The sequence below is a fragment of the Actinoplanes sp. SE50/110 genome, assembly GCF_900119315.1.
Taxonomy (GTDB): domain Bacteria; phylum Actinomycetota; class Actinomycetes; order Mycobacteriales; family Micromonosporaceae; genus Actinoplanes.
This window is the reverse complement of the sequence record NZ_LT827010.1, coordinates 3,669,483-3,694,248: the sequence shown is the minus strand read 5'-3', so window position 1 is coordinate 3,694,248 and position 24,766 is coordinate 3,669,483. Positions and strand designations below refer to the sequence as shown.

At 69.3% G+C, this 24,766-nt stretch carries 9 protein-coding genes and 1 pseudogene; 3 read left to right on the top strand and 7 right to left on the bottom strand.

What is annotated here, in order from left to right:
• Positions 1-273 precede the first annotated feature (273 nt).
• From ACSP50_RS41920 to ACSP50_RS16350, 3 genes are all read right to left on the bottom strand, one after another.
• Positions 274-843 carry a hypothetical protein gene (locus tag ACSP50_RS41920; protein WP_155123516.1) on the bottom strand — a complete coding sequence of 190 codons (570 nt, stop codon included), beginning with the start codon at positions 841-843 and terminating at the stop codon, positions 274-276.
• Positions 822-11,414 carry a LamG-like jellyroll fold domain-containing protein gene (locus tag ACSP50_RS16355; protein WP_052311592.1) on the bottom strand — a complete coding sequence of 3,531 codons (10,593 nt, stop codon included), beginning with the start codon at positions 11,412-11,414 and terminating at the stop codon, positions 822-824. Before ACSP50_RS16355 ends, ACSP50_RS41920 begins: the two co-directional genes overlap by 22 nt.
• 518 nt (positions 11,415-11,932) lie before the next feature.
• Entirely contained in the window at positions 11,933-12,445 is a 513-nt protein-coding gene (locus tag ACSP50_RS16350) for a hypothetical protein (protein WP_155123515.1), read from the bottom strand.
• Positions 12,446-12,648: 203 nt separating this feature from the next.
• Here ACSP50_RS16350 and ACSP50_RS16345 point away from each other — a divergent pair, with 203 nt between their 5' ends.
• Positions 12,649-13,422 carry a trypsin-like serine protease gene (locus ACSP50_RS16345; protein WP_043511529.1) on the top strand — a complete coding sequence of 258 codons (774 nt, stop codon included), beginning with the start codon at positions 12,649-12,651 and terminating at the stop codon, positions 13,420-13,422.
• Positions 13,423-13,469: 47 nt separating this feature from the next.
• On the opposite strand, the gene ACSP50_RS16340 is transcribed toward ACSP50_RS16345, so the two are convergent.
• Positions 13,470-17,048, bottom strand: a complete 3,579-nt coding sequence (locus ACSP50_RS16340) for an immunoglobulin-like domain-containing protein (protein ID WP_014690336.1) — start codon at positions 17,046-17,048, stop codon at positions 13,470-13,472.
• A gap of 279 nt (positions 17,049-17,327) precedes the next feature.
• Between ACSP50_RS16340 and ACSP50_RS16335 the strand changes: the two genes are divergently transcribed.
• Both ACSP50_RS16335 and ACSP50_RS16330 read left to right on the top strand, forming a co-directional pair.
• Entirely contained in the window at positions 17,328-18,137 is an 810-nt protein-coding gene (locus tag ACSP50_RS16335; RefSeq protein WP_014690335.1) for a DUF6209 family protein, read from the top strand.
• Between the two features lie 60 nt (positions 18,138-18,197).
• The gene (locus ACSP50_RS16330; protein WP_155123514.1) at positions 18,198-18,560 is read left to right on the top strand and encodes a hypothetical protein; all 363 of its coding nucleotides are present in this window, start codon (positions 18,198-18,200) and stop codon (positions 18,558-18,560) included.
• Positions 18,561-18,587: 27 nt separating this feature from the next.
• Here ACSP50_RS16330 and ACSP50_RS16325 read toward each other — a convergent pair whose 3' ends face one another.
• The 3 genes and pseudogenes from ACSP50_RS16325 to ACSP50_RS16315 all read right to left on the bottom strand — a co-directional run bounded on the left by ACSP50_RS16325 (position 18,588) and on the right by ACSP50_RS16315 (position 24,564).
• Positions 18,588-19,943, bottom strand: a complete 1,356-nt coding sequence (locus tag ACSP50_RS16325; RefSeq protein WP_014690333.1) for a M1 family metallopeptidase — start codon at positions 19,941-19,943, stop codon at positions 18,588-18,590.
• The gene (locus tag ACSP50_RS16320; protein ID WP_014690332.1) at positions 19,940-23,845 is read right to left on the bottom strand and encodes a Pls/PosA family non-ribosomal peptide synthetase; all 3,906 of its coding nucleotides are present in this window, start codon (positions 23,843-23,845) and stop codon (positions 19,940-19,942) included. Before ACSP50_RS16320 ends, ACSP50_RS16325 begins: the two co-directional genes overlap by 4 nt.
• A 137-nt stretch (positions 23,846-23,982) precedes the next feature.
• Positions 23,983-24,564: pseudogene (locus ACSP50_RS16315) on the bottom strand (transposase).
• Positions 24,565-24,766: the final 202 nt, after the last annotated feature.

Sequence of the window (24,766 nt, the reverse complement as noted above, 5' to 3'; positions counted from 1 at the left end):
CGGCCGTCCCGGCGTCCAGTTGAGCGAAATCAGGTCAGCCCCGCGGCAGCGAGCCGGCGCGGACGCGGCCACACAAATGCCGACCCGGCAAAGGTGAGGAGTGACCGATCTCGAGTTCACCGGAACCTCTGAGGGCGCGCTGGAAACGAGCCGCTCGTCCTCACGGCAGCCACTGGCATCGGTCAACGCTGGGTCGGTCCTTTCCCGCGATCACCTCACGATGATCTGCCAGACCGGTCGCCGCAACGCGCGGCCGGTCCGGCAGATACGGCGCTACACCTCCGGAACACCCAGGACGCCAACGGCATTCAAGCCGAAGAAACGCGATTCAGGGGATTCTTTCCACCACGCCACCGCGCAACTTCCCGCCAAGAACTGCGGAGCCGGTCGACTGCCCGCTTGGGTTCGCACCTTCGTACGCATGACCTTCTTGGCTGCTTTCATCACCGCCGACCCGAATTCTTTTGATTCTCTCGATTCATCGCTCGATGACCACGAAAGCGAACCTGAAACCAAGACATCGGCATCGTTCACCCCCCGCTCGACTCGCGCTCGGTCGAGAGCAGCGACATATCGCGTACTCGGCCCAGCAAAGAGACCATCCGCTTGCCGCACGCTCGGCAAGACAGGAAACGTTCGTTCATCCCACAGCAGAACCCTTCGAGCCTTCGCCTCTGCAATGGAGCCTACAAGGGGGGGCTCGGGAGTAGGCCACTTAAAACCATCGACAAGCAGCAGGCCAGGGATGATGCCCCGGAGCGAGGAAATAAGAATCTCCTCATCTCCGGGCATCATGATCAGATACAAGCGTTTGATCAAAGCTATCCCTTCGGGATCATCCACACCTGATGACCGCCCGACTGTTGATGGAACCGCCACATGTTATCAACCTCGCGCATTGTGGGAGTCTTGCCATCGGCCAATGTGTCGACTGTATTGATGTGGAAGAGGGCACCCGTCTCGTCATGCTGGAAGGTTAGGTCGGTCTTCGACGAGCCACGCACACCACCAGATGGACCTGGCACATAGTACTCCGGCATGTCGTCGCCGGTTACTGCGTCACGGCCACCGTTCTTGTGAGACCAGCCAGGATTCGCCGCAAGAAAATCGTCTCGCACATTATCAAGTTGTTCCTTTACTGCGGGACTACCCCGGGACCCATAAGGATTCGGCGGGAAAACTTCTTTTCCACCTGTCGCGCATTGGCAGCTGGATGAATGCTTCCGACCGTTGGTTGCTCCCGACCCACCGCAGTTGTGTACTAGGACTGGCTCTATGCCGGCGAGCACATAATACGTGTGGATGTCGTTGACCGTGAGGTCGTCCATCCATTTGAGGCCGGTCCAAACCTTGATCGCGGCAACGGTCTGGGTGGTCTCGCTGTCAGCGTTGCGGAGCTTGTCGCCCGCCTTCAGGTCTTTGGCTTCGACCCAGTCGTTCTTAGACGCGTCCCAGAACGGATGGTTGGCCGTCGTCTTGACCCTTGAAATTTTTCCGGTCTTGCCGTCCTTGACCGTAACCTCGGCCAGATCTTTGTCCTGGTGATGATGGAGGACGCTGACCGGTTTCGCCTCGGTGTCGCCGGTCTTCGGGTCGGTGGACAAGACCTGGTCGCCGAGCTGAACCTTGGCGATTTCCTTGTGGGAGCCGTCGGCCATGACGACCTGGGTGGACGGGTCGAAACTGTGACACCGTGAGGTGCCGCCGGTGACCGCGCCGATCACGGCGCCGGTCGCGGTCGCCTGGGCGGTTTGGGACCAGTTGACGTGGCCGGTGGTGGCGAATTGTTCGGCGGCGTCGGAGATACCGCCGCCGATGCCGCCGCCGAGCGCGCCGGAGGCCATCTTGCCGAGCAGGCCGGCGCCGAGCTTGCACGCGGCCAGACCGGCGAGCTTGCCGCCGATCGCGCCGCCCAGGCCGCCGGTGGCCGCACCGAGGACGCCGGTGAAGGCGGCGCTGGCCAGGGATGAGCCCAGGTCGGAGAGGCTGTGGATGTCCCCGGAGGCCGCATCCTTGATGATGCTGATCGCGATGCCGGCGACGATGCCGCCGACCGGGCCGAGGGCGACGGATGCCGCGATGGTGGCGGCCATCGCGACGGCCGCGATGATCTGCTTCTTGTGCTCCTTGACGTACTTGACCGTTTTGTGGGCGACGTCCTTGACGACCTTGACAGCCTTCTTCGCCGCCCGGACCACCCGTTCCTTGAGGGCGTGGCCCTTGCGCTGCGCATCGCGATAGCTCTTGGCCGCCTGACGGCGCTGATCGCGGGCCTTCTGCGAGGCGTGTTTGCGACCCTGCTCGGCGCGCTTGGCCAGCTTGTTCAAGCCGACCCGTTTGGCGACCTTGGCGACCTTGTCCAGCGTGTACGCCTTGGCGCTGTAGTAGTACGAGGACGCGGAGTGGTAGGTGTACGAAACGTAGCTGGCGCCCATCGAATAGGTTTGCGACGCGTACGAGCTGACCGTGTGCACCGCGTTCATCGTGTGGGAGCCGACCGACTTGAGCGCGCCCATGATGGAGAAGTGACCGGTCGGGTCGGTGACCGTCAGGGGGTTGGCGCTGGCGTACTGGTAGCGGTTGGCGTCGATCGAGTCCGGTACCGGGTTGTTCGAGGCGGTGTCACGGTTGTCGAACTGACCGGTGCCGGTGTTGAACCAGCGGGCCGCCATGTTGACGCGGTTCGTACTGGCCTCGGTGTACTCGGACTGGTAACCGAGCTGACCCACCATCCCCGAACTGGACTTGACGGCGCCGAGCGGGTCGTAGGTGGTCGAACCGGTCAGGGCGGTGGCGGTGGCGGTGAACTGGCCGACCACGTCGTCGTGCAGGTCGGTCCAGACCAGGCGGGCGTTGCTGCCCGCGGCGGCGCCGACCAGGCCCGCGCTCGGATCCCGCACGTACTTCGTGCCGGAGTCGTCGGCGGCCAGGTCGTTGCCGGTACCGCTGTAGGCGAAGCCGGCCTGCAGTGCCCGGCCCAGGGCGTCGTATCCGTAGGTCTCCGTGCTGCCCGCACCGTACGACTGGGTGATCGTCTGGTCGAAGGCGTCCGAGGTGGTGGTGGCGGACGCGGATGATCCGACCACCGACCTCAGGGTGCCGCGAGCGGTGTAGCCGTAGGAGACTCCCGCCGAGTCGGCGACCAGGCGGTTGCGGGCGTCGTAGGTGTAGGTGGTGGAGCCGTTGCCGGTGCGGTTGCCGGACGCGTCGTATGTGTAGCCGATCTTGGTGGTGCCGTTGTTCCACGAGGTCAGGCGATCGGCCAGGTCGTACTCGTAGGTGTTGCTGACCGTCGTACCACCGAAATTGGTGGTGGTTTTCGAGGTTTCGTTGCTGTTGGCGTCCCAGCCGTAGCCGATCTTCGCGATCGACGTGCCGCCTGAGGTTTTCAGCTCGTCGCCGGTGAGGCGGTGCAGGCCGTCGTAGGTGAACGACCGGTAGTTGCCGGTGCCGCCGTAGGTGATCTGCTTGACCGCCGACGTCTGGTCGTAGGTGTAGGTCAGGTCCGTGCCCGCCGTGGCGTTCTTCAGGGAGAACAGACGGTCGGCGTTGTCGTAGACGTAGTTGGTGGTGCCGGCGGCGTCGGTGCGCGAGGCCATCAGGCCGTCGTCGGTGTAGGCGAACGACGAGTTCCCGGACGGGCCCGTGATGGCGGTGGGCAGGTTCCGGTCGTCGTAGGTGACCGTGTTGTCGTCGGTCGGCGACGAGAACGTGGTGATCCGCCCGGCCAGGTCGTAGCCGAACTTGCGGGTGGCCGTGGTGGCTTCGGCGCCGGTGCCGGCTTGGGCGGTCAGCCCGCCCATGGCGTCGTAGGTGTATGTCTGCTCGACCCCGCCCGGCGAGGTCTGCTTGACCGCATTACCGGCCTCGTCGTACGTGGTGGTGTACGACCGGTCGGGGAGGGCGACGTACTGGCTGGTGACCGGTTCGATCTGGGATTCGGGCAGGTTCCAGGAGTTGTACGTGGTCCAGAACGCGTTCCCGCGCCCGTCGGTGTACCGGGTGCGGTTACCGAGCAGGTCGTAGCCGAACGTGGTGTCGATCGCCGCGCCGGCCGAGATCGGCTGGTGCTCGGACAGGACCATGCCGGTCGAGTCGTAGGTGAACGACGTGGTCGTGCCCCGCCCGTCGGTCGAGGTGAGTACGTTGCCGGCCGCGTCATAGGTTCGTGAGCTGCCGGTCAGCACGGCGGTGCTGGTCTTGGTGGCGTACGCGGCGGTCGCGGTGGTGCGGCCGAGCAGATCGTAGGTGGAGGTCTGGTAGGCGCCGTCGGGCTGCTCGACGCTGGTGACCCGGCCGAGACCGTCGTACGACGAGGTGGTGATCTGCCCCGCGCCGTCCTTGACGGTGCGCTGATCGCCGGCGTTGTTGTAGGTGTAGCTTTCGCTCACCCCGGCCGGCGTCTTCATCGACTCCAGCAGCCCTGCGGTGCCATAGGTGTAGTTGGTGGTGTACGACTTGCCGGTCTGGCGCACCGCCTGCGTCGAGGTCAGCTTCCGGCCGAGATAGTCGTAGGTCATCGCCGTGGTCGCTCCGGTCGGACCGGTGGCGGTCAGCGGTTCACCGTCCTCGTCGTAGGTGACCTTGGTTTCGCCGCCGTTGGGCGCGACCGTCTTGGCCAGGCGGCCGAGCTGGTCGTAGGTGTAGGCGGTGATGTTGCCGCGCTCGTCGGTCGACGTCTTCGTCTGCCCGAGCGTGTCGTACTCGACCTTGGAAACCGGGTTGATCGTCACCCCGCCCGGCGTGGTGTACGGGGCGCCGTGCGTCTCGTAGGCGCGGCCTGCCCGGTCGTACACCGTCGTGGTCTTGTTGCCGTTGGCGTCGACCGACTCGGTCTGGTCGCCGAAGGTGTCGTAACCGGCGTAGTTGACCGGCCGGGCGGTGACCTTGCCGGTGAAGGTTTCCGCGTCGACCGTCGGCGCGGTGGTCACGGCCGGGCGCTCGGCCTCGTCGTAGGCGACGTCGGTGACATTGCCGAGCGCGTCGGTGGCCCGGACGGTGAGACCGCCCTCGTCGAGAGTGCTGCTGCTGCGCGACACCGTGCCGGCCGGGTTGAGACCGGCGGCGATCTGCGCGGCGGTGAGCACACTCTGGTAGGCCTGCACGTCGGAGATCGACCCGTTGAAGCTGGTGCCACTGCCGGGCAGGCCGATCCGGATACCGGTGGCCGCCTGGTTCAACGGCCCACTCGCGGTGAGGGTGGTCTCAGCAGTGCCGTTGACGTACAGGATCGCGGTCCTGTTCTGCGGGTCGACCGTGACGGCCAGCTGCGTCCACGCGCCCACCGTGGGTGATTTGGTGCCGTCGCCGCTGGTGGTAGCGATGCTGCCATCGGTGTTCTGCGCGCCGAGTGTCAGGTGCCACCGGTCGGTGGAGGCCTGGTAGCCGAGCGCGAGCGGGGCGGTGCCGAGTTTGCCGGGCAGGGTGAGCACCGAGCCGTTGGCGGTTTTGCCGGCCAGCTTCACCATCGCCGACACCGTGTACGGCCTGGTGGTGTCGACCGGGGCATCGTCGCCGGTGATCGTGGAGGTGGTGCCGTCGAACGACGCCACCGCACCGCGCGTGGTGTCGTTCACCCACGCGACCTTGGTGGCGGTCAGACGGTTGTTGCCGGAGCTGTCGGCGATCGCGGTACCGCTGGTCTGGTTCAGCCTCCAGCGGGCCGCCGGGGTCAGGTCGGGGTCGCCGTTGTAGGCGGTCTGCGCCGTCATCCGGCCTTCGGCGTCGTACTTGAAATCGGTCGCCTTGAGCACACTGCCGGTACCGACCTGCTGGGTGGTGCGGACCACGTTGTCGTTCGCGTCGAGAACGTTGGTGGTGACCCGGTTGACCCCGTCCGGGTCGACCGTGACCGTGGTCTGCCGGCCCGCCGGGTCATAGGTGAACTTCGTCTTGGTGACGAGGTTGTTGGTCCACTGCGTGACGAGGTTGTTGTCGGCGTCGTACTCGTTCTTCTCCTGAAGGTACGAGTTCGTCCCGTCGGTGACGGTGACCGTCGAGGTCAGGCCGTTGTCGGTGTACGTGTACGCCGTCTTGCGGCCCATCGCGTCGGTGCGGCTGGCGAGCCGGCCGGCCGGGTCGTACTTGTTCGCCTCGGTGGTGAGGTCCTTGGCGACCGACGGGTTGTTCGGATCGCCGGTCCAGCCCTTCATCGTCTCGGACAGCACGTTGCCCTCGGCGTCGACGTCGAACGCGGTCACCCCGCCGTCCGAGTCGGTTTCGGTCACCACCTGGCCGTACGCGTTGTAGGTGAAACTCGTCGACTTGCCGACCGCATCGGTCTGCGACTGCTTCTGCCCGTGCTCGTTGAACGCGACCGTCTGGGTCCGGGCGACGTCGCCACCGGTGCTGTCCGCGATCGTCTGCGACGTCATGTTGCCGTCGTCGTCGTACACGTTCGTGGTGACCGCGGTGTGCACCGCACCGGTGACCCGGTTAGTGATCTTGGGATCGGTCTCGGTCAGCACCCGACCCTGCTGGTCGTAGGTGAACGACGAGGTGCGCCCGTTCGGGAACGTGCTGGTCGTGACCGTCTCGGTGAGCTTGCGGCCGAGATTGTCGTAGGTGTAGGTACTCACCTCGCCGGCCGGCGACGTCGTCTTCACCACGTCACCCGCGGTGTTGTACCCGATCGTCTGCACGCCGCCCGAGGCGTTGACGATCCGGGCCGGCAGGCCCGCCGGGCTGGTGCTGCCGTCGGTGAACTGGGTGGTGATCCTGCGCCCGAGCGGGTCGGTCGAGCCGAGCGGGTTGCCCTTCGCGTCGTAGTCGTAGGTGGTGCGGTACGCCGTGTCCTGCGGTGTCGCCGAACGGCCGTCACTACTGCTGATCATCACGTCGTTGCGCGGATCCACCGGATTCGACGCGTTCAGGTAGTAGCCGAAGTAGGTGCTGAAGCAGAGGTTGTTCTTCTGGTCCTGGCAGGTGATCTGCTGGATCGTGTTGCCCCGGGCGTCCTGCACCGCCTGCGTCCGAGCGCCGTTCGGGTCGTAGACCAGGCTCTCGAAACCCCCGGTGTCGTACCCGTACTTGGTGACATTGCCCAGCGCATCGGTCTCGGATATCTGCCGGTTGTTGACCAGGTCGTACGCGTAGGCGATGGTCTTGCCGCCGGGATCGGTCACCGTGACGTTCTTGACCGGCATGGTGATCGCCTTGACCGTGGTGTCCACGGTCGTCACCGCGACCGGCACGGTCTGCTTGCTCGCCTGGAACTGCGCGGCGACCTGGTCGGCAGTCAACTCGCTCGGGAAGAACGCCGCCTCGGCCAGCTTGCCCGCATAGTACGACGTGGTGTTCGCCGTCAGGCCGGACCAGCCGGAGCCGGTGGCGCCGGCGCCCAGGTACGCGTAGGGCTGGCCACCCGCGGTGAGCGCAGCGGTACCGGTGCTCGAACCGGCTTTGACGCCGTCGACGTAGAGGGTCTGCGTGGTGCCCGAGGAGGTCAGCACGGCGCTGTGCCAGGTGCCGTCGTTCACCGCGGCGGCCGAGGCCAGCGACAGCGTCCACTTCTGCGCGTCGCTGCCGTCGCAGGTGTAGAGCTGCACCTGGGTGCCGCTGGTCGTGGTGGGCGAGTACAGACACTTGCCCGAGTTCGGGTTGCGCAGGCCGCCGTTGTAGGGCTGCCACACCTGGGCCACCGAGGAGTTGCAGGTGTAGAGCTGGATCAGGGTGCCGTTGGCGGTGCCACTGCTCTTGGCGTCCAAACATTTGCCGAGCACCTGCACGGACCCGTTGGCGGCCAGCGTCATGTTCTGCGACGCACTGTTGTTGCAGTCGTAGAACTGGATCTTGGTGCCGTCGACGTTGCTGCCGTTGGCCACGTCCAGGCACTTGCCGGCGAACGCTGAGCGCAGCGGCCCGGTCGGGGTGGTCGACGGGGACAGGGCGCGCAGCTTGCCGTCCGCGCTGATCCACAGGGTCGGCAGACCCAGGGCAGTCGTGTCACCGAGTGCGCCGGCCTGGGAGGCCAGCAGCACCTTGCCGGTGGCGGTGGTGTTGAACCAGAGACCGACCGAGGACGCGCCGGACGGCGCCACCGTGCCGGGAAGCGCCACGCTGGAGGTGGTGCCGTCGAAGGTGGCGGCGGTGGAATTGCTGAACGGACCGCTCTGGCCGAGGGTGACCGCGTTGTAGGTGGCGTTGTCACCGGCCACCTCGTTCACCGCGTCGGTGGTACCCGCGTTCGTCTCGCCGAGGCGCCAGTAGTTGGTCGGCTTGCCGCCGAGCACCGACGCGGCGTACACGTCACCACTGCCGGTGATGGACGGCGCGCCCATCGTCCAGACGCCGCCGTTCTCGTCGGTCACCGACGTGACCTGACCGGTCACATTGCTGACCGCGACCTGAGCCTGGACCCGGCCGCCGGGCGAGGTGATCGACTGGATGATCGCGCTGGGTGTCGCGGCGACCTGATAGATCGCGGAAACGTCGGTGGCGGTCAGCGCCTTGGTGAAGAACGCGACCTCGGCGATGGAACCGGTGAAGTAGGTCGCCGGGGCGGCGGTGACTCCCGTGTTCGCGTGATCCGGCCAGCCGCCGCCGAGGTAGCCGGCGCCGACGTATTCGTAGGCCGAACCGGTTGCCTGGTACATGGCGATGGTGCCGGTCAGACTCGCCTGGGCGACGTTGTCCAGGTACAGGGTCTGGGTGTTGCCGGCACCGGAGAGCACGACGTGGTGCCAGTTGCCGTCGGTCACCGCCGACTTCGACTTCATCGGGGTGGTCAAGCCCTGGTAGAACTCGCCGCGCAGATAGCCGTTCTTGTCGACGTACAAGGAAGGCGTGTAGTTGCTGATGGTGGTACCCGCGGTCAGTGCGGCGGCGCTGTAGCTGAACAGCACGCCGCCGGGGGTGGTCGTCTTGAACCACATGCTGACCGTCTGGTAGGAGCCGTCGGCAACCAGCTTGCCGGGCAACTGCACGGAGGACGACGAGCCGTTGAAGGTCGCGGTGGTGGCGCCGGACGCGCCCAGTGCCGGTGCGGCACCCAGCGTCACGTTCCGGTAGGTGCCGTTGTCCATGGCGGCGTTCGTCAGCACGCTGCTGACCGCGGAAGAGCCGGAAGCCTCGTTGAGCCGCCAGTACGAGTACGGGTTCAGGTTCAGCACCGCATTGGCGTACTGGTTGTTCGCGTTGCCCCAGGCGTAGACGGTGCAGGCCGTCGTGGTGCCGGGCGGGCAGACCGTGGTCAGCTGGTCGTTCGTCCCGTACGTGTAGGCCCAGGTGTAACCGGACGACCCGGTCGCCGGCGCGTCCGTGACGACCGTGGCGACGTGGTTGCCCGCGTTCCAGGTGATCGTCAGCTTGCGGCCGGAGGCGTTGGTCATCGTGCTGACGTGACCGGCGGCGTCGTAGTCGAACGACAGCGTACGCCCGTTCGCGTCGATGATCTTGGTGACCTTGAAGATGCCGGTACCCGCGGCCCGTCCGAAGACGTACTGGGTGGCGTCCTTGTCGGTCAGCGTGTATCCGGTGACCGTGCTGCCCGAGGTCTGCGCGGTGAAGATCGCATAGCGGCCGGACGGCGCGGTGAACGTGCCGTCGCTGTTGCGGCCGAAGGCCACCTCGGAGCCGTTCGGATAGGTCACGACGACCGTCTGCACCGCACCCGCGATGTCGGTGCGCTCGGTCGCCTTGAGGTCCAGGATGCTGGCCCAGCCCAGACCGAAAGCTCCGGATCGCCTGGTGTCCACGCTGTTGTAGCTGCGCGAGATCTCCAGCGCCGGGCCGACACCGGCGACCTGCGCGTCACTGGCCGATGTCGTGTAGTTGCCGTTGTTGGGATCGAAACCGGCGCCCGGGTTCTGCGCCAGATCCGAGGTCAGCCGTGGCTGCGGCACCGGCGTGGAGAACACGTACCCGCCGGTCTCGGCCGAGGTACCGACCGTGTCACCGACCTTGACGGTGTAGTAGTACGTGTTGTTCCACGCCAGCTTCCCGGCCGGCACCTGCCAGCCGGAGGACGTCTGGGCAGCCGACGTGACCACCACTTTGCCGGTGCCGTCGTAGACCGTGTACGTGTAGGTCAGGCCCTTGTTCGGGTAACCGTCCGGGTCGTGGGCCCGGGTGACCAGCTGCGGCGTCAGCGTCTCCACCGCGGTGTTGTCCGCGGGGTACCGGGTGTCCACCTGCGGCACCACGTTGGGGGTGTAGGTCAGGCTCAGCTGGGGCTCGTAAGCGGCGGAGGCATAGTTCGTCGAGGTGAACCGCTTCCACCCGAGCTTGTCGGTCTCCGAGGCCAGCAGTGCCAGGCCGTAGTTGGAGGTACCGGACGTCCACCCGTTGAACGTCGCCACGTTCAGCGGCACGGTCACCCACTTGCCGACACTGCGGTTGGCGGCAGTGTTGGTGCAGGCCACGCCGGGATCGGTCACCGTCAGCGAGCCGATCGGGCTGGCGCCGATCGGCGCCCCCGGCAACGACGCCGTCTTCAGCGTGTCCACACCCCAGTCCGCGGTGGCCGCGTAGACCGAGAACGCGCGGTTGTAGTCACACGAGTACTGCCAGGTCAGGTACAGCTTCAGGCTGGCCGAGGTGACCCGCTGACCGGTGGCCGGCGTGGCCGCACCGGTGAAGTGGATGAACGAGCGGGCCTTGACGGTGCCGTCGTAGGTGCCGACCGGCAGGTTGTCGCCGTCCTGGTCGGCCGCGGTGGTGCTCGAGTCGTTGTCGACGTAGACGTCGCTGGTGTCACCGGTCGTGACCGTCGGGTCCACCCGGACCGGGTAGACCCGGGCCGGATCGTTGAGCCAGGCCCGATCGGCGACAACCTTCAGCGCCGGTTTGCCGCCGATGGTGATCAGCGACATGGTCACCGCGGAGGAGTGGGCCATGTCGCCGGTCTGCGGATCGAACTTGGAGTCCTTCATCGAACCGTGCGGGAACGAGGCCAGCACCTTGCCGGCGGCATCGACCAGGTCGACCGAGCCGTCGGCGGTCATCCGCGGCGTCAACCCGGTCAGCCGCAGCGGGAACACCCACTGGTTGCCGGCCGCCGGGGATGCCAGAACCAGGGTCTCCTTGACGCCGTCAGCGATGGCCTGCAGCTGCAGGTTGGTGTTCGGCAGCACCGAGGGATACGTCGCCACGGCGCCGGCCACGGCCGGGGCGACCGCCGCGGCGCCGCTCAGGTCGTAGCCGACCGAGGCGCCCGACGGCAACGTCATCGACACCATCGGTGCGACCGGCGCGGTGGTCGCCGTGGTCGCGGACCGGGTCAGCGCCGCGGGCGAGCTCACCTGCGAAGCACCGAGCGACACCTTCAGCGAGTTGGCCTTCATCGACCACCGCGAGCCCGACGGCACCAGGGTCGCGTCGATCGGCTGCCAACTGCCGTCCTCGGCGCGATAGTTGGTGTGCCCGGCCGTGAGCTGCTGGGTCACCGAGCCGTCCGCGTTCGCGAACTGGCTCATGCTCGCCTTGGACCTGTCCGCCTGCCGCTTGCTCGTGCCCGCGTCGAAGCCGCGCCGTGCACGAGTAGTGATCGCACCCGACGAACCCTCGTGAGGCTGGAAGCCGTCAAGACCACCCCGGGCCCTGGTCTGCTTCCGGCCTGCCCGACCATGCGCGGAGGTCGCGGAAGCCGACACATAGCCGCCATGCCCCGCGTCCCCATGCTGCTGCATCGGCAGACCCGTCACCGCCGCCCATACCCGCGGCAACGTGAACAGGTCGACCAGCCAGCTCAACGGGAAGCTGCCCCCGGGCTGCACGACCTCCGCCGGAACGGCTACGGAAAGTCCGAAGACCAGAGCAGTGAGCACGGCGCAACGCCGCCACCAAGACATCGCGATGAACTCCCCCGTGCGTGATGCTGTCGGCGAGGGAGTCTTCCTGGGAAGATCATCTCAAACAACAGTGAGTTGGCTGAGATTCCGATAAACGTTTGGCCTGCTCCGGCGAGCCGTTCGGCATTTTTCGGCGAAATCGGCTAGCGGTTCAAAACGCCACCCACGACCTCATCGATCTTCGCGGCTGCCACGACGGTGACATTCGAGCCTGCCTTCACCCCGCCGATCACCAGGAATCGCTGACCGGAGTGCTGCGCCGCGGCCGCACGCACGGCCTGGTCCGGGATCCCGGGCTCGGCGACGATCACCGAACACCGGCCGAGAACGAGCGTGCCCACGAATGACTCAGCATTGGCCACGGACTGCTCACCGGTCACGGCGAGGTAGCGGACCTGACCGTGCGTGCGCGCCGACGCCGACTGCATCGCCGCCCAGATCGGGGCCGCGTCCTTACCGGCCACCCCCTGCTGATCGGTAAGCAGGCAAGCGGTCGCGTCGCGGTACTCCCGGGGACGCGGCTCCTGCGGGTCACCGGGCAGTAGCGCCCAGGTGACCCCGGCCGCGGCCAGCGCGGCCGCAGCACCGCCGCCCGCGATGGCGATCCGGCGCGGGGTCCACGCCCACCTGCCGGTACGTTGAAATCCACGCTTCACGGTGCGACACATTAGCGCCGGCCTGCCGTCCCGTCAGCAGCTCCAGCAGGTTCGTGACCTGCGACTATGCGGCGGATCAGCGGGTACGTCGTGGCGCGGTGAGCCTGCCGGCGACCCACCGCCGCGGGCGGTCGGCCGGGTTTCTGACGGCCGACGGGGACCGAGGGGCTGTGCGCATCGGCGAATGTCGATAGCCTGGCGCGATGCGCATCTCATTCTGGAGTGCAGCGGTGGCCGCCGGCACGGTCGCCATGACGGTGCTCGCCGGCGCCGCTCCCGCCCACGCGATCGCGAACGGGGAGGAGGTCCCCGACGGTCAGTACGGGTTCTCCGTCAAGCTGACCATGACGGGCATCCCGACCGCCGACGGTGGGCGCCGCAACAGTGGGTGTTCGGGAGCCCTGGTCTCGGCTCGGTGGATCATCACGGCCGGGCACTGTTTCCGGGACGCGAACGGGGTCCGGGTGGAGCACCCGGTGGCCGACCTGACCACGGCGGCCGTGGGCCGTACCGACACCACCGACACCAGCCGCGGGCACCTGCTGAAGGTGGTCGCCGTCCGGCAGTCACCGACCGCCGACGTGTCGCTCGCCATGCTGGAGGAGCCGGTCCGCGACGTCCGCCCGATCCGGCTCGCCGGCAAGCCGCCGGCGGTCGGCACGATCGTGCGGCTCACCGGGTACGGCTCGCTGACCAGCAGCAACCCGGTGCCGGTGAACCGGCTGCGGACCGGGCAGCTGCAGGTGGCGCAGCTCAGCGACACGGTGACCGGGTTCCGCGGTTACGCACCGCAGGCCGACACCACGCCGTGCCCGTACGACTCGGGCGGGCCCTACTTCACCGAGAGCAAAGGGATCCCGAAATTGGTGGCGGTGGTCAGCAACGGGCCCAGCTGCCCGCACACCGCGATCGAGAACGGCGCCCGCACCGACAACATCACCGCCTGGATCAGGAAGGTAATCCACTCCGGCAGATAGGGCTCGTCGGCCGCGGCACCCCCGGGCGGGGCGCCGCGGCCGATCGGTCAGCGGATCACCGTGATCCGGGTCGCCGCGCTGGTCGAGCCGGTCACCGACGCTGAGCCGAGGTACTGCGCGGTGATCCGGTAGGTGCCCTTCGCGCCCAGCGGGCCCAGGGCGAGCACCGCCCTGCCGGCACGGTCGAGGCGCACCGTGCGGACCAGGGTGGACGTGCCGTTGGTCGCGATCACCAGCACCGTCCCGGACGGTGTGACGCCGGCCGCGCCGGTCACCGTCACGGTGAGCTGCGCCTTGCGGCCGGTGTGGACCGTGCCGGACTTGGCGGACAATGCGGTCTTCGAGGCCGCCGCGACCACCTTCAGGGTCAGGTTCGCCGACGAGCCGGCGTAGCGGGCGTCGCCGTCGTAGACGACCCGCAACGACCGGGTGCCGACCGCGATGGTCTTCGCCAGCCGGACGGTGGCTCCACCCCCGGCCAGGGTGCCGGAGCCGACCGAGGTCCCGCCGAGCAGCACCCGGACGGTACCCGAGGGGCGCTCCGCCAGCTTGCCGGTGACCGTCACCCGCACCACCGGCACACTGCCGTAGGTCACCTTCGTCGCGTCCAGGGTCGCCCGGGTCGTGCTCGGGGCGAGCACCACGCGTACGGCCGGCACCACGGCCTGGTTGATCACCTCGACGTTCCCGGCGACGTCGGTGGCCCGGTAGAGCACCGTCAACCGGGTCTGCCCGGCGCGCACCGGCACGGTGTACGGCTGCCAGGTGCGGCCGCCGTCCACCGAATACGCCAGCCCGCTGACGCCGGAGTCGTTGTCGGCCGCCCGCAGTGTCACGGTCCGGCTCTGCGCGTCGACCGTGGCCTGCGACACCGGGGGCGCCGTGTCGATGCGCACGGTCACCGATCCGGTTCCGGAGCTGTTGCCAGCGGCGTCGATGGCGGTGTATTCGACCAGGTAGCTGCCGTCCGCACCGAGGGTCAGCGGTGGTGCCTGGTCGGTCCACTGGCCGGCCGGGTCGCCGGAGCGGGTGACCCGGACCTTCGGGACCACCGCACCGTCGACCGCGTCGGTGGCGGTCACCGTGACCGTCGCCGGGCCGGTGAACCATCCGCTGGCCGGTACGGCCGGGGTGACGGTGGCGCTGACCACCGGCGCCTGCACGTCGGGGACGGTCACCACCACGCCGGCCTTGACGTTCTGGCTCTCGGCGACGGTGCCGGCGACGGTGAACGTGCCCGGCTGGGCGTACGCCGCCGGCGGCACGGCGTCCCAGGTGACCGCGACGCTGGACGAGGAACCGTCCGCGAACCGGGCGGTGACCCGGGCCGGGAGAGCCGGGGCGACGCCGGCCGGCGTGACGAGCGGAATCGGGTCCACCGCGGTGACCAGCAGGTTCGGCTGGTAGGCGGTGAGCAGCCGGTCGTACTCGGCCTGGGTGACCGGCAGGACGGTGCCGTGCCGCGGGCTGGCCGGCAGCGAGTACGACGCGACCTTCGTCCACTTGCCGGACGCCAGGTCCGTGGTGGTGAACGGCACGTACCCCTGGCCGCCGAACTCGTCGATGAACAGGTACCACCGCTGCTCGGTGTTCGATTTGAACACCAGCGGCCCCTCGCCCGCGCTGATGCTGCCGGAGCCGATGCACTCGCTGACGAAGTCGTAGTTCGTGCTCAGGATCGAGGCGGACTTCTCCTCGATCAGGAATTTGGCGCACGGCGTGCTCGAGGTGTTGTTGCGCTCGTCCTTGGTGAACCGGTAGTACTCGCCGTCGTTCTCGATCATCGTCGAGTCGATCACCGAGTAGCCCGGGTCCTTCCAGACCTTCGGTTCGCTGAAGGTGTAGAAGTCGCGGGTCGTCGCGTACATCATCCGGTTGTAGGTGTTGCCGGCGTGCGCGGTGTCCGCGGCGTCGTAGAGCTTCGAAGCCCAGAAGACGACGTACTCCCCCAGGGTCTTGTCGTAGAAGGCCTCCGGCGCCCAGGTGTTGCCGGCGGTGTCCGGCGAGACCTTGACCAGGCGCTGGTCGGTCCAGTGGACCAGGTCGGTGGACTCCCACACCATGATCGATCTACTGCCGGTACGCTGCGACGCGTCCCAGTCGCCGTTGCCGTAGATCTTCAGGTCGGTGGCGATCTGGTAGAACTTGTCGCCCTCGGGCGAGCGGATGATGAACGGGTCGCGCAGACCCTTCGTGCCCAGCGTCGAGGTCAGCACCGGCTTGCCGTCGTTGACCTCGCGGTAGGACAGCGGGTCGTTCGCCCTACTCACCGCGAAGTGCAGCTGCTCGCCGGTCGCGGTGCCCTCGCCGGTGAAGTAGCTGAACAGGTACCCGGTCCGGGCCTGGGCCGCGGGCAGCTCGGGCACGGTCGCGGTCAGCGTCCGGGTGGCCGAGGCCGCGCCGGAGTGGACCGTCGCGGTCAGAGCCACGGTGGTGGCGCCCTGACCGGCCTGCGGCCGGTGCACGACACCGGTGTCGTCGATCACCCCGGGCCGGTCCGACGACCAGGTGACCGTGGTGCCGTACGCCCCGGTGGCCGGCAGCGTCAGGTTGCCCCGGACGTCACCGAGGTTGCGCACGGTGAGGGCGGTGGCGGCCTCCCGTACCGCGTCCTCGGCGCTGAGCTGCGGTGGCACGGTGACCGGGAAGGATCTGGTGGCGGTCAGCGAACCGCGGGTGAGGGTGGCGGTGAGCGTCGCGCTGCCGGCCGCCTGCCCGGACGGCGGCCGGATCACCACGCCGGCCGCGGTGATCACCGAGGCGTCGCTGGTGGCCCAGGTCAGCCTCGTCCCCCGGGGTGCGGTCGCCGGGAGGCTCAGGTCCGCGGTGAGGGCGGAGGTGTCGCCGAGGGTGAGCGTGGCCCGGTCGGCTGCCAGCTCGGCGGAGACCACCGGCTCGGCGAGGCTCTGCAGCTCCGGGTCGCCGAGGGCCCGGTCGTACACCCGGAAGTCCTTGATCCTGCCCTTGAGCAGCCGGTCGCCGGTGTAGTTCGACCTGCCGAGGTAGTTCGCGCTGGTCGTGCCGGCGCCGATGTCGCCCGGCTTGATGGTGACGGAGGTGTTCGTGGCGATCGGCGTGCCGTCCTCGAACAGCGTCCCGGTGGTGCCGGTCTGGGTGTACGCGAGGTGTTTCCACGTGCCGCGGGCGAGCGGCTGCGGCGCGGGCGCCTGGGTGCTCTGCTCCTTGGTCCAGTTCGCCGTGGAGATCGCGGTACGCAGGTTGTTGCCGGTCGTGAACAGGTATCCGTTGCCGTACCCGGTGGAGGTGTCGGTGTTGCCGAATCCGTAGAGGAAGTACGGGGTCGGCTGGTCCGCGTCGACCAGGACGTCGAACGACACCGAGATTGCGGTGAGCCCCGACATGATGTCGTTCGGGACCTTCACGTAGGTGCTGGACCCGTCGAAGGTCAGGCCCTGGCCGCCGGTCCAGGACGCCGTGCCGGCGACCGTCCCGTTGTGCGCGTGGCCGGAGGAGTCGGTGGCCACCGACCCGGCCGTCTCGTCGAGTTTGTACCAGAGCACGAGACCGTCGGTGATCGCGGCCTGATCGGCCCGGGCCGGCGTGGGGACCACCAGCATGGCCATCAGCAGGGCCAGCACGCTGGCGATTTTGAAGGGTTGTTGCATGTTCGATCCTCCGGGGGGCGGCCGGAGCGGCTGGTGCGGACGGCGCCGGCCCCGGCGGTGTGGAGGAAGTGTGAGCGCTAACAAGCCAGGCGTCAAGATCCGTCGATGCCACCCGGATGGGACACAGTGGCCACCGTCTCATCACTGTGGAAGGCGCTGGTCAGCGCGCCGCCGGTAAAGACCGCGAAATGACGTTCACTTGCAAGAAATGGAAGGACTTGCATAGCACCCCGTGGGCTCCACTATGGTCGGCCGGACGTCCACAGGAAGGTCCATGCCATGTCACGCATCCTGCGCAGAGTTCTGCTCCTGGCCGCGGCACCCGTCGCCGCCCTCGGATTCCTCGCCGCACCGGCCGCCGCCAGCCCCTCCCCCGCCCCGGTGCTGCACTTCAACGCCGACGGCAGCACCGCGGTCGACGGGGTCATCGAGTCCGGCCACCCGGTCACCGTCGACTTCGACCCGGCACGCCTGCCCCGGTGCCGCGGCACCGACGAGTACGGCGACTCCTGGGGCATCTCCGTCCAGTACCGCATCGACGGCGGCGACCTGCGGGTCTACCCGGTCACCCAGCGGGTGACGGCCGACGGCAAGGACACCACGGTCCGCAGCCTGGGCACCCTGCAACTGCGCCCGGACACCCACCAGCTGCAGATGTGGTTCGTCGCCGAGGACCGCACCGGCTGCCACGAGGAGGACACCGCCGGCGGCGCGAACTACCGGTTCGACATCAACCAGCCGCCGGTGCTGGCCCGCGCCGCCTACAACGCCGACTGGTCGGAGACCGTGACCGGGCCGCTGCGCCGGGGCGGCGCCCTGGTGCTCAACTACGATCCGGCCCGGCTCCCGCAGTGCCGGGCCACCTACCGCGGCTACCCCGCGTGGGAGATCGACGTCTACTACCGCTTCGACGGAGGCCCGGTGCAGTCCACCCCGGTGAACCAGGCCGCCGAGGCGATCCCGGTCCGCATCGACATCCCGGCGAACGCCCGGAAGATCGAGACGTGGTTCAAGAACTCCGACCCGTACACGCAGTGCTCGGCGTACGACTCGGACTACGGCAGGAACTACACCTTCCCGATCGGCTGATGGCGGGCACGGGCCGGGCAGCGCGCGACTGCCTGGCCCGTGCCCTCTACGGTGAGCGGCATGACCGAGGATCCATCATCATCACGACGCGAGCGACTCGGCCGGGTGGCCACGACGGTCGCTCTGCTGTCGGTGCCGCTGATGTCGCTGCTGTGCTGCGTTCCGGGCTTCGCCGCGCTCGGCGGGATGGACTCCAGCTGCGGCACCGGCTTCGATCACGACTGCCTGAATCTCTCCCGGCCGGTCTTCACCGTCTGGCCCTGGGTGACCGGCGGCATCGCCGCGGTCGCCCTCGTGACCCGGCTCGCGATCCCCCGCCGGGCCGAGGGACTTCGCCTGGTGGCGGGAGCCTTCATCGTGGTGCCACCCCTGGTGAACGCGGTGGCGGCGTTCGCCGCGGTGCACCGGCCCGGCGTGATCTGAGTCGTCGCGCCCGGGCCCGGCTCAGCGTCAGGAGAGGGCGCGGACCACCGGCCCGTCGGGGTGGCGAGGCAGCGGCGGCAGCTCCGGCCGGTCGAGCCAGGCGGTGAACAGATCGTCCAGACTCCGGGCGCTGAACCGCGCCGCATGCCGGCGGAACTGTTCGGTCGTCACCGTCCGGTGCTGGTTCTCCGCCACCCAGGAGCGCAGCAGCGCGAAGAACGCCGTGTCCCCCAGCCGCACCCGCAGCGCGTGCACCGCCAGCGCGCCCCGCTTGTAGACCAGCGGGTCGAACATCCGGGCCACGCCCGGGTCGGCCACCGCCAGATCAGCCGGCTGCGCCGCCGCCCAGGCGTGCCACTGTGCCGCGTGCGAGGCCGCCGAAGGCCCGCCGGAAGCGCCGGACCACAACCATTCGGCGTACGTCGCGAAGCCCTCGTTGAGCCAGATGTGCCGCCAGTCGGCGACGGTCAGGCTGTTGCCGAACCACTGGTGCGCCAGCTCGTGCACCACCAGGCGCTCATGGGTGCGCTGCCCGTCCAGGTGGTTGCGGCCGAACACGGCCATGCCCTGCGCCTCGATCGGGTCGTCCAGGTCGTCGTCGGCGACCACCACGACGTACTCCCGGAAGGGGTACGGTCCGAACAACCGTTCCAGAGCTTCCATGATCTCGCCGTGCCGGCCGAAGTCGTGCCGCAACGCCTCGCGCAGCCGGGGCGGGATCGCGGCGCGCTGCGGCACCCGCGCGTCGGCGAGGTCGACCACGTCGTAACGCCCGACCTGGACGCTCATCAGGTACGTCGCGGTCGGCTCGGTCCGCTCGTACACCCAGGTGGTGGTGCCCGCGCCGCGGCGGCGGGCGACCAGGTCGCCGGTGACCAGCACGGTGTACGGCGTCGCCGTGGTCAGCGTGACCAGGAACGTGGCCTTGTCGTCCGGGCGGTCGTTGCACGGGAACCAGGACGGCGCGCCGATCGGCTGGCTGGCCACCAGCGCCCCGTCGGTCAGCTCGTCCCAGCCGATGTCACCCCAGCGGCCGGCGATCGGCACCGGCTTGCCGGAGTAACGGATCTCGATCCGGAAGACGGCGCCGTGCCCGACCGCCTGCTCCGGCCGGATCCGCAGCTTGTCCGGCCGGTGGGCGAACTTCGCCGGCCGCCCGTCGACCCGCACGTCCTGCACCCGGAGATGCCCGAGGTCCAGGGTGAACCGGGACAGCGGCTGGACCGCCCGCGCGGTGATCACCGCCTTCCCGGCGATCCGGTTGGACGTGACCCGGTAGTCCAGGTCGAGGTCGTAGTGCAGCACCCGGTATCCGCCGTTGCCGTGGCCGGGCAGATACGGGTCCGTCGAATACTCCGCGCCCGGCTGTGCCGCCGGGGTCATGGCCGGCGGGAAGCCGGCGCCGGCCAGGTGCCGATCGGGTTGCCGAGCCAGCGGCTGTCGGCGGGCACCGCGTCGCCGCGGGTGACCAGCGATCCGGGGCCAACCGTGGTGCGGGCGCCGATGCTCGCGCCGGGCAGCACGATCCCGTTGGGACCGAGCGTGGCGCCCGCGCTCAGAGTGACCTCGTCCATGGCCATGATCCGATCATGGAACAGGTGGGTCTGCACCACGCACCCCCGGTTGACGGTTGCTCCGGCACCGAGGTGTACCAGGTCGTACTCGGGGAGCCAGTACGTCTCCAGCCACACACCGCGACCGATCCGAGCACCCAGCGTGCGCATCCACGCGGTCAGCAGCGGGGTGCCGGTGGCGAACCGGAACAGCCACGGCGCGGCGAGCACCTCGACGAACGTGTCGGCCAGCTCGTTGCGCCACACGAACGACGTCCACAGCGCCCGCTCGGTCACCCGCAGCCGGCCGACCAGCAGCCACTTCGCCGCGGTCGCGGTCAACGCCGCGACGATCACCGCGCCGAACATGACCGGCCCGGCGGCCAGCGCGGCCGCCCAGCCGCCCCCGGCCCGCCAGATCAGCGCCAGCGCGGCGATCACCAGCACGGCGAGGGCGCCGGCGCACATCACCGGGACGATCCGGCACAGTTCGATCGCGGCCCGGGCCAGCTTCAGCCGCAGCGGCGGGGCGAAGGTGCGGCTGGCGTCGGCCGCCTCGACGGTCCGGCGCAGCGGCATGGGCGGGGCGCCCAGCCACGACGAACCCTTCTTCGCCTTGTGCGGCGCCGACGACAGCACCCCGACCAGGCCGCGCTTGGGCACCGACCGGCCGGGCGCCGCCATCCCCGAGTTGCCCAGGAACGCCTGCTTGCCGATCCGGGCCGGCGCCACCCGCAGCCAGCCGTGGCTGAGCTCGTAGGTGGCCACCATGGTGTCGTCGGCCAGGAACGCCCCGTCGTTCACCGTGGTCATCGCCGGCAGGGCGAGGACCGTGGAGACTTCGACGTTGCGGCCGACCTTGGCGCCGAGCAGGCGCAGCCACACCGGGGTGAACAGGCTGGCGTACATCGGGAACAGCGCCACCCGGGCCATCCCCATCAGCCGCTCGGTGGTCCACACCTGCCACGCCACCCGGCCCTGCACGCGGTGGAAGCCCTCCCGCATCCCGAGGCTGAGGATGCGCACCGCGGCGAGCACGATCATCGCGTACGTCAGCAGATAGGCGACCGCGGCCACCGGGATCACGAGCAGCGCACCCGCCAGCGCGGGACGGCCGGACACCCCCCAGCCGAGCAGCGCGAATGCCGGCAGCAGCGCCAGCACCGGCACCAGACCCAGCAGCTGCGCGGTCACGCTGTAGGCCACCACCCAGAACTTGGAGCCCAGCGGCGAACGCTCCGGCCGCTGCTCCGGCCAGCCCTCCGCATCCTTGGCGGCGGCCGGCGCGGCCGGGGAACCGGCCCAGCGCTGCCCCGACGGCACCGCGCCCAGGACCGTCGACCCCGCCGCGATCCTCGCGTTCTTGCCGACCCGGGCACCCGGCATCAGCGTGCTGCGCGACCCCACCCGCGCCCCGGCGCCGACCCGCACCATGCCCACCCGGACGACGTCACCGTCGACCCAGTAGCCGGACAGGTCCGCCTCCGGCTCGATCGCCGCGCCCCGGCCGACCTTCAGCAGGCCGGTCACCGGCGGCGCCGAGTGCAGGTCGACGTCCCGGCCGATCCGCGCCCCGAGCGCCCGGGCGTACGTGATCATCCAGCCCGCGCCGGTCACCCCGTTCGCCCCGGTCAGCTCGGCCAGCCGCTCGGCGGCCCACAGCCGCACGTGCACGCTGCCGCCCCGCGGATAGTTGCCCGGTCCGACACCGCGCAGCAGCATCCGCGCGCCGGCCGCCGCCACCGCGATCCGCCCGGCCGGGCTGAACAGCACCAGCCAGCCCGCCACGATCCACGACCAGGACACCTGCGGCGTCCACGACGCCGCCACGACCTTTCCCAGCGCGGCGAGCACGGTCACCCAGCGCAGCCCGACCAGCGCCAGCATCGGCAGCATCAGCAGGAACTGCGCCAGCCCGGCCCGCCGCGGCGTCGGTCGCACCTCCCGGCGCACCGCCACCTGCCCACCGGCCGCGCCCAGCTTCACGGCCATCTCCGACAGCCGCGGATTCTGGTAGACGTCGGCCACCGACGCCTGCGGCCGGGTCTGCCGGATCCACGCCACCAACTGCGCCGCGTTCAGACTGCTGCCGCCACTGCTGAAGAAGTCGGCCGCGGCATCCGCCGGGCGCACCCCGAGGATCTGCTCCCAGCCGTCCGCCAGCCACTGCTCGGCCTCGGTCAGCTCGGCGTCCACGTCACCGGCGGTCGCGAGGGGCCACGGCAGCGCCGCCCGGTCCACCTTGCCCGACGTCCGCGTCGGAAGATCATCGACCACGGCCAGCAGCGGTACGAGCGCGGCCGGCAACTGCTCCCGAACCCGCTGCGTGGCCGCGGCCAGGTCGAAGCCGCCGTCCTCCCGGACCACCAGATAACCCACCAGCAGCTGATTGCCGGCGGCCGTCCGCTTCACCGCGGCGGCCGCACCGGCCACCCCGGGCAGCGCCTGCAGCGCCGCGTCCACCTCACCCAGCTCGATCCGCCGGCCACCGAGCTTGACCTGCTCGTCACCGCGGCCCAGGAACAGCAGCCCGGCCGGCTCCGCGCGGACGATGTCACCGCTGCGGTAGGCCCGCTCCCAGCCCAGCGACGGCAGCGCCGCGAACTTCTCCGCGTCCTTGCCGGCGTCCAGGTAGCGCGCCAGGCCGACACCGCCGATCACCAGCTCGCCGGTCTCCCCCATGGTCACCGGCTCGCCCGCCGGGTCGACCACGGCCAGCTCCCAGCCGGCCAGCGGCAGCCCGATCCGCACCGGCCCGTCACCGGTCATCCGCGCGGCACACGCCACCACGGTCGCCTCGGTCGGGCCGTACGTGTTCCACACCTCGCGCCCCTCGACCGCGAGCCGTTCGGCCAGCTCCGGCGGGCACGCCTCACCACCGAAGATCAGCAACCGGACGTCCTCGAGCGCCTCCACCGGCCACAGCGCCGCCAGGGTCGGCACCGTCGACACCACGGTGATCCGCTGCTCGGCCAGCCACGGACCCAGGTCGACACCGCTGCGCACCAGCGACCGCGCGGCCGGCACCAGGCAGGCGCCGTGCCGCCAGGCCAGCCACATCTCCTCACACGACGCGTCGAACGCCACCGACAGCCCGGCCAGCACCCGGTCCCCGGGGCCCATCGGCTCGGCACCCTCGTCGGCGAGGAACAGCTGCGCCTCCGCGTCGACGAAGGCGGCCGCGGACCCGTGGGTGACCGCCACCCCCTTCGGGGTGCCGGTCGAACCGGAGGTGAAGATGATCCAGGCGTCATCGCCGGGCCCCGGCCGTCCCGCGCTTCCACCGGGAGTACGCCGGGTGGACACGCTCAGCCCGTCCCCGAGCACCGCGCTCACATCCGCCTCGGCGAAGACCAGCTCGGCCCGCTCCTCCGGGTCGTCCGCGTCCACCGGGACGTAGGCCGCACCGACCGCGAGCACCCCGAGGATCGCCAGGTAGAGCTCCGCCGTGCCGGACGAGATCCGGATGCCGACCCGGTCACCGACCCCGATCCCGTGCCCGCTCAGCGTCACCCGCAACGCCTCGACCGCGTCGGCCAGCTCCCGGTAGGTCAGCACCCCGGCCCCGGTGTCGATCGCCGCCGCCCTCGGGTGCGCTGTCACCGTCGCGTCGAGGATGTCGAGCAGCGTCCGCCGCAGCGGTGCCGAGTCGGACCGGAACAGCGCCGGCGCCTCGTCGGGAACGGCGGCCTCGGGAAGCTCGATCAGTCGCAGGTCACTGGTCACGGTCACCGGGCGGGGCTCCATTCTGCCGCATGTTCAGCACCGGCATGGCGCACAGGTCTGAGCCGCCCGGGGCAGCCATCCAAGTTACGGCGCCGCAACGGAAGATGACCGCCCCATCACAGAAACCGTGGGCACTGACACACTCAAGAGCGACCAAAACGCCATCTTGGCGGCGAGTACGCCGCCTTGCGGGTCCAGTTGATCAGTTGGCGCCAGCAGATCAGAATGCAGGCGAGGCTGACGAGGCGGTCGTGGATGTCGAGTCGGCGTTCCCACCGCACTGCGAGTCGGCGGAACTGGTGCAGCAGGGCGAAAGTCTACTCAACGACGTAGCGCAGCTTGCCCAGGGCTGGTGCTTCGAGTCGGGTTTACCGCGGTTGACCGGCGACGGGCCTGTCCCGGCGCCCCTTTTTCGCGTCGATGTGACTGCCGTCCATCGCTGCTCTCGACCAGTCGATCCGGTTCGCCGCGTTCGACTTGGCCAGCAGTGGCTGATGCACCCGGTCGAACACGCCGGCTTCGGTCCAACGCTGTAGCCGGCGCCAACAGGTCATCCCGGAACCGAAGCCGAGCTCCTGCGGCAAATCCTCCCAGCCGATGCCGGTATGCAGCACAAACGAAATGCCATGCAGACACATCCGGTCCGGGGCAGGCCGCGGTCCCGGAGCCTTCGCCGGCCACGGCGGCAGTACCGGCTCGATCAGCTCCCACAACTGGTCATCTATGACCCGCGTTGCTCACGACGACCGAACGAGACTGACGGCGTCAGTTCGATTGGAGAATCTGGTGACGAAGGAGATTCAAGTTCGCTCAGCCGTACATTGACCTCTTCAATTCCGAGACTCTACGTCGTCACCCATCGAAACCATGACCTGGGCGCTCACCACGCCCCACCGCGGGTACCTTCTGGAAGACGCACGGGTTCAA

Bases quoted from the DNA above. Each gene is read 5' to 3' on its own strand.
- ACSP50_RS16355 (WP_052311592.1), bottom strand. From the start codon at position 11,414: ATGAGCCAGTTCGCGAACGCGGACGGCTCGGTGACCCAGCAGCTCACG.
- ACSP50_RS16335 (WP_014690335.1), top strand. From the start codon at position 17,328: ATGTCACGCATCCTGCGCAGAGTTCTGCTCCTGGCCGCGGCACCCGTC.
- ACSP50_RS16345 (WP_043511529.1), top strand. From the start codon at position 12,649: ATGCGCATCTCATTCTGGAGTGCAGCGGTGGCCGCCGGCACGGTCGCC.
- ACSP50_RS16325 (WP_014690333.1), bottom strand. From the start codon at position 19,943: ATGACCCCGGCGGCACAGCCGGGCGCGGAGTATTCGACGGACCCGTAT.
- ACSP50_RS16330 (WP_155123514.1), top strand. From the start codon at position 18,198: ATGACCGAGGATCCATCATCATCACGACGCGAGCGACTCGGCCGGGTG.
- ACSP50_RS16340 (WP_014690336.1), bottom strand. From the start codon at position 17,048: ATGCAACAACCCTTCAAAATCGCCAGCGTGCTGGCCCTGCTGATGGCC.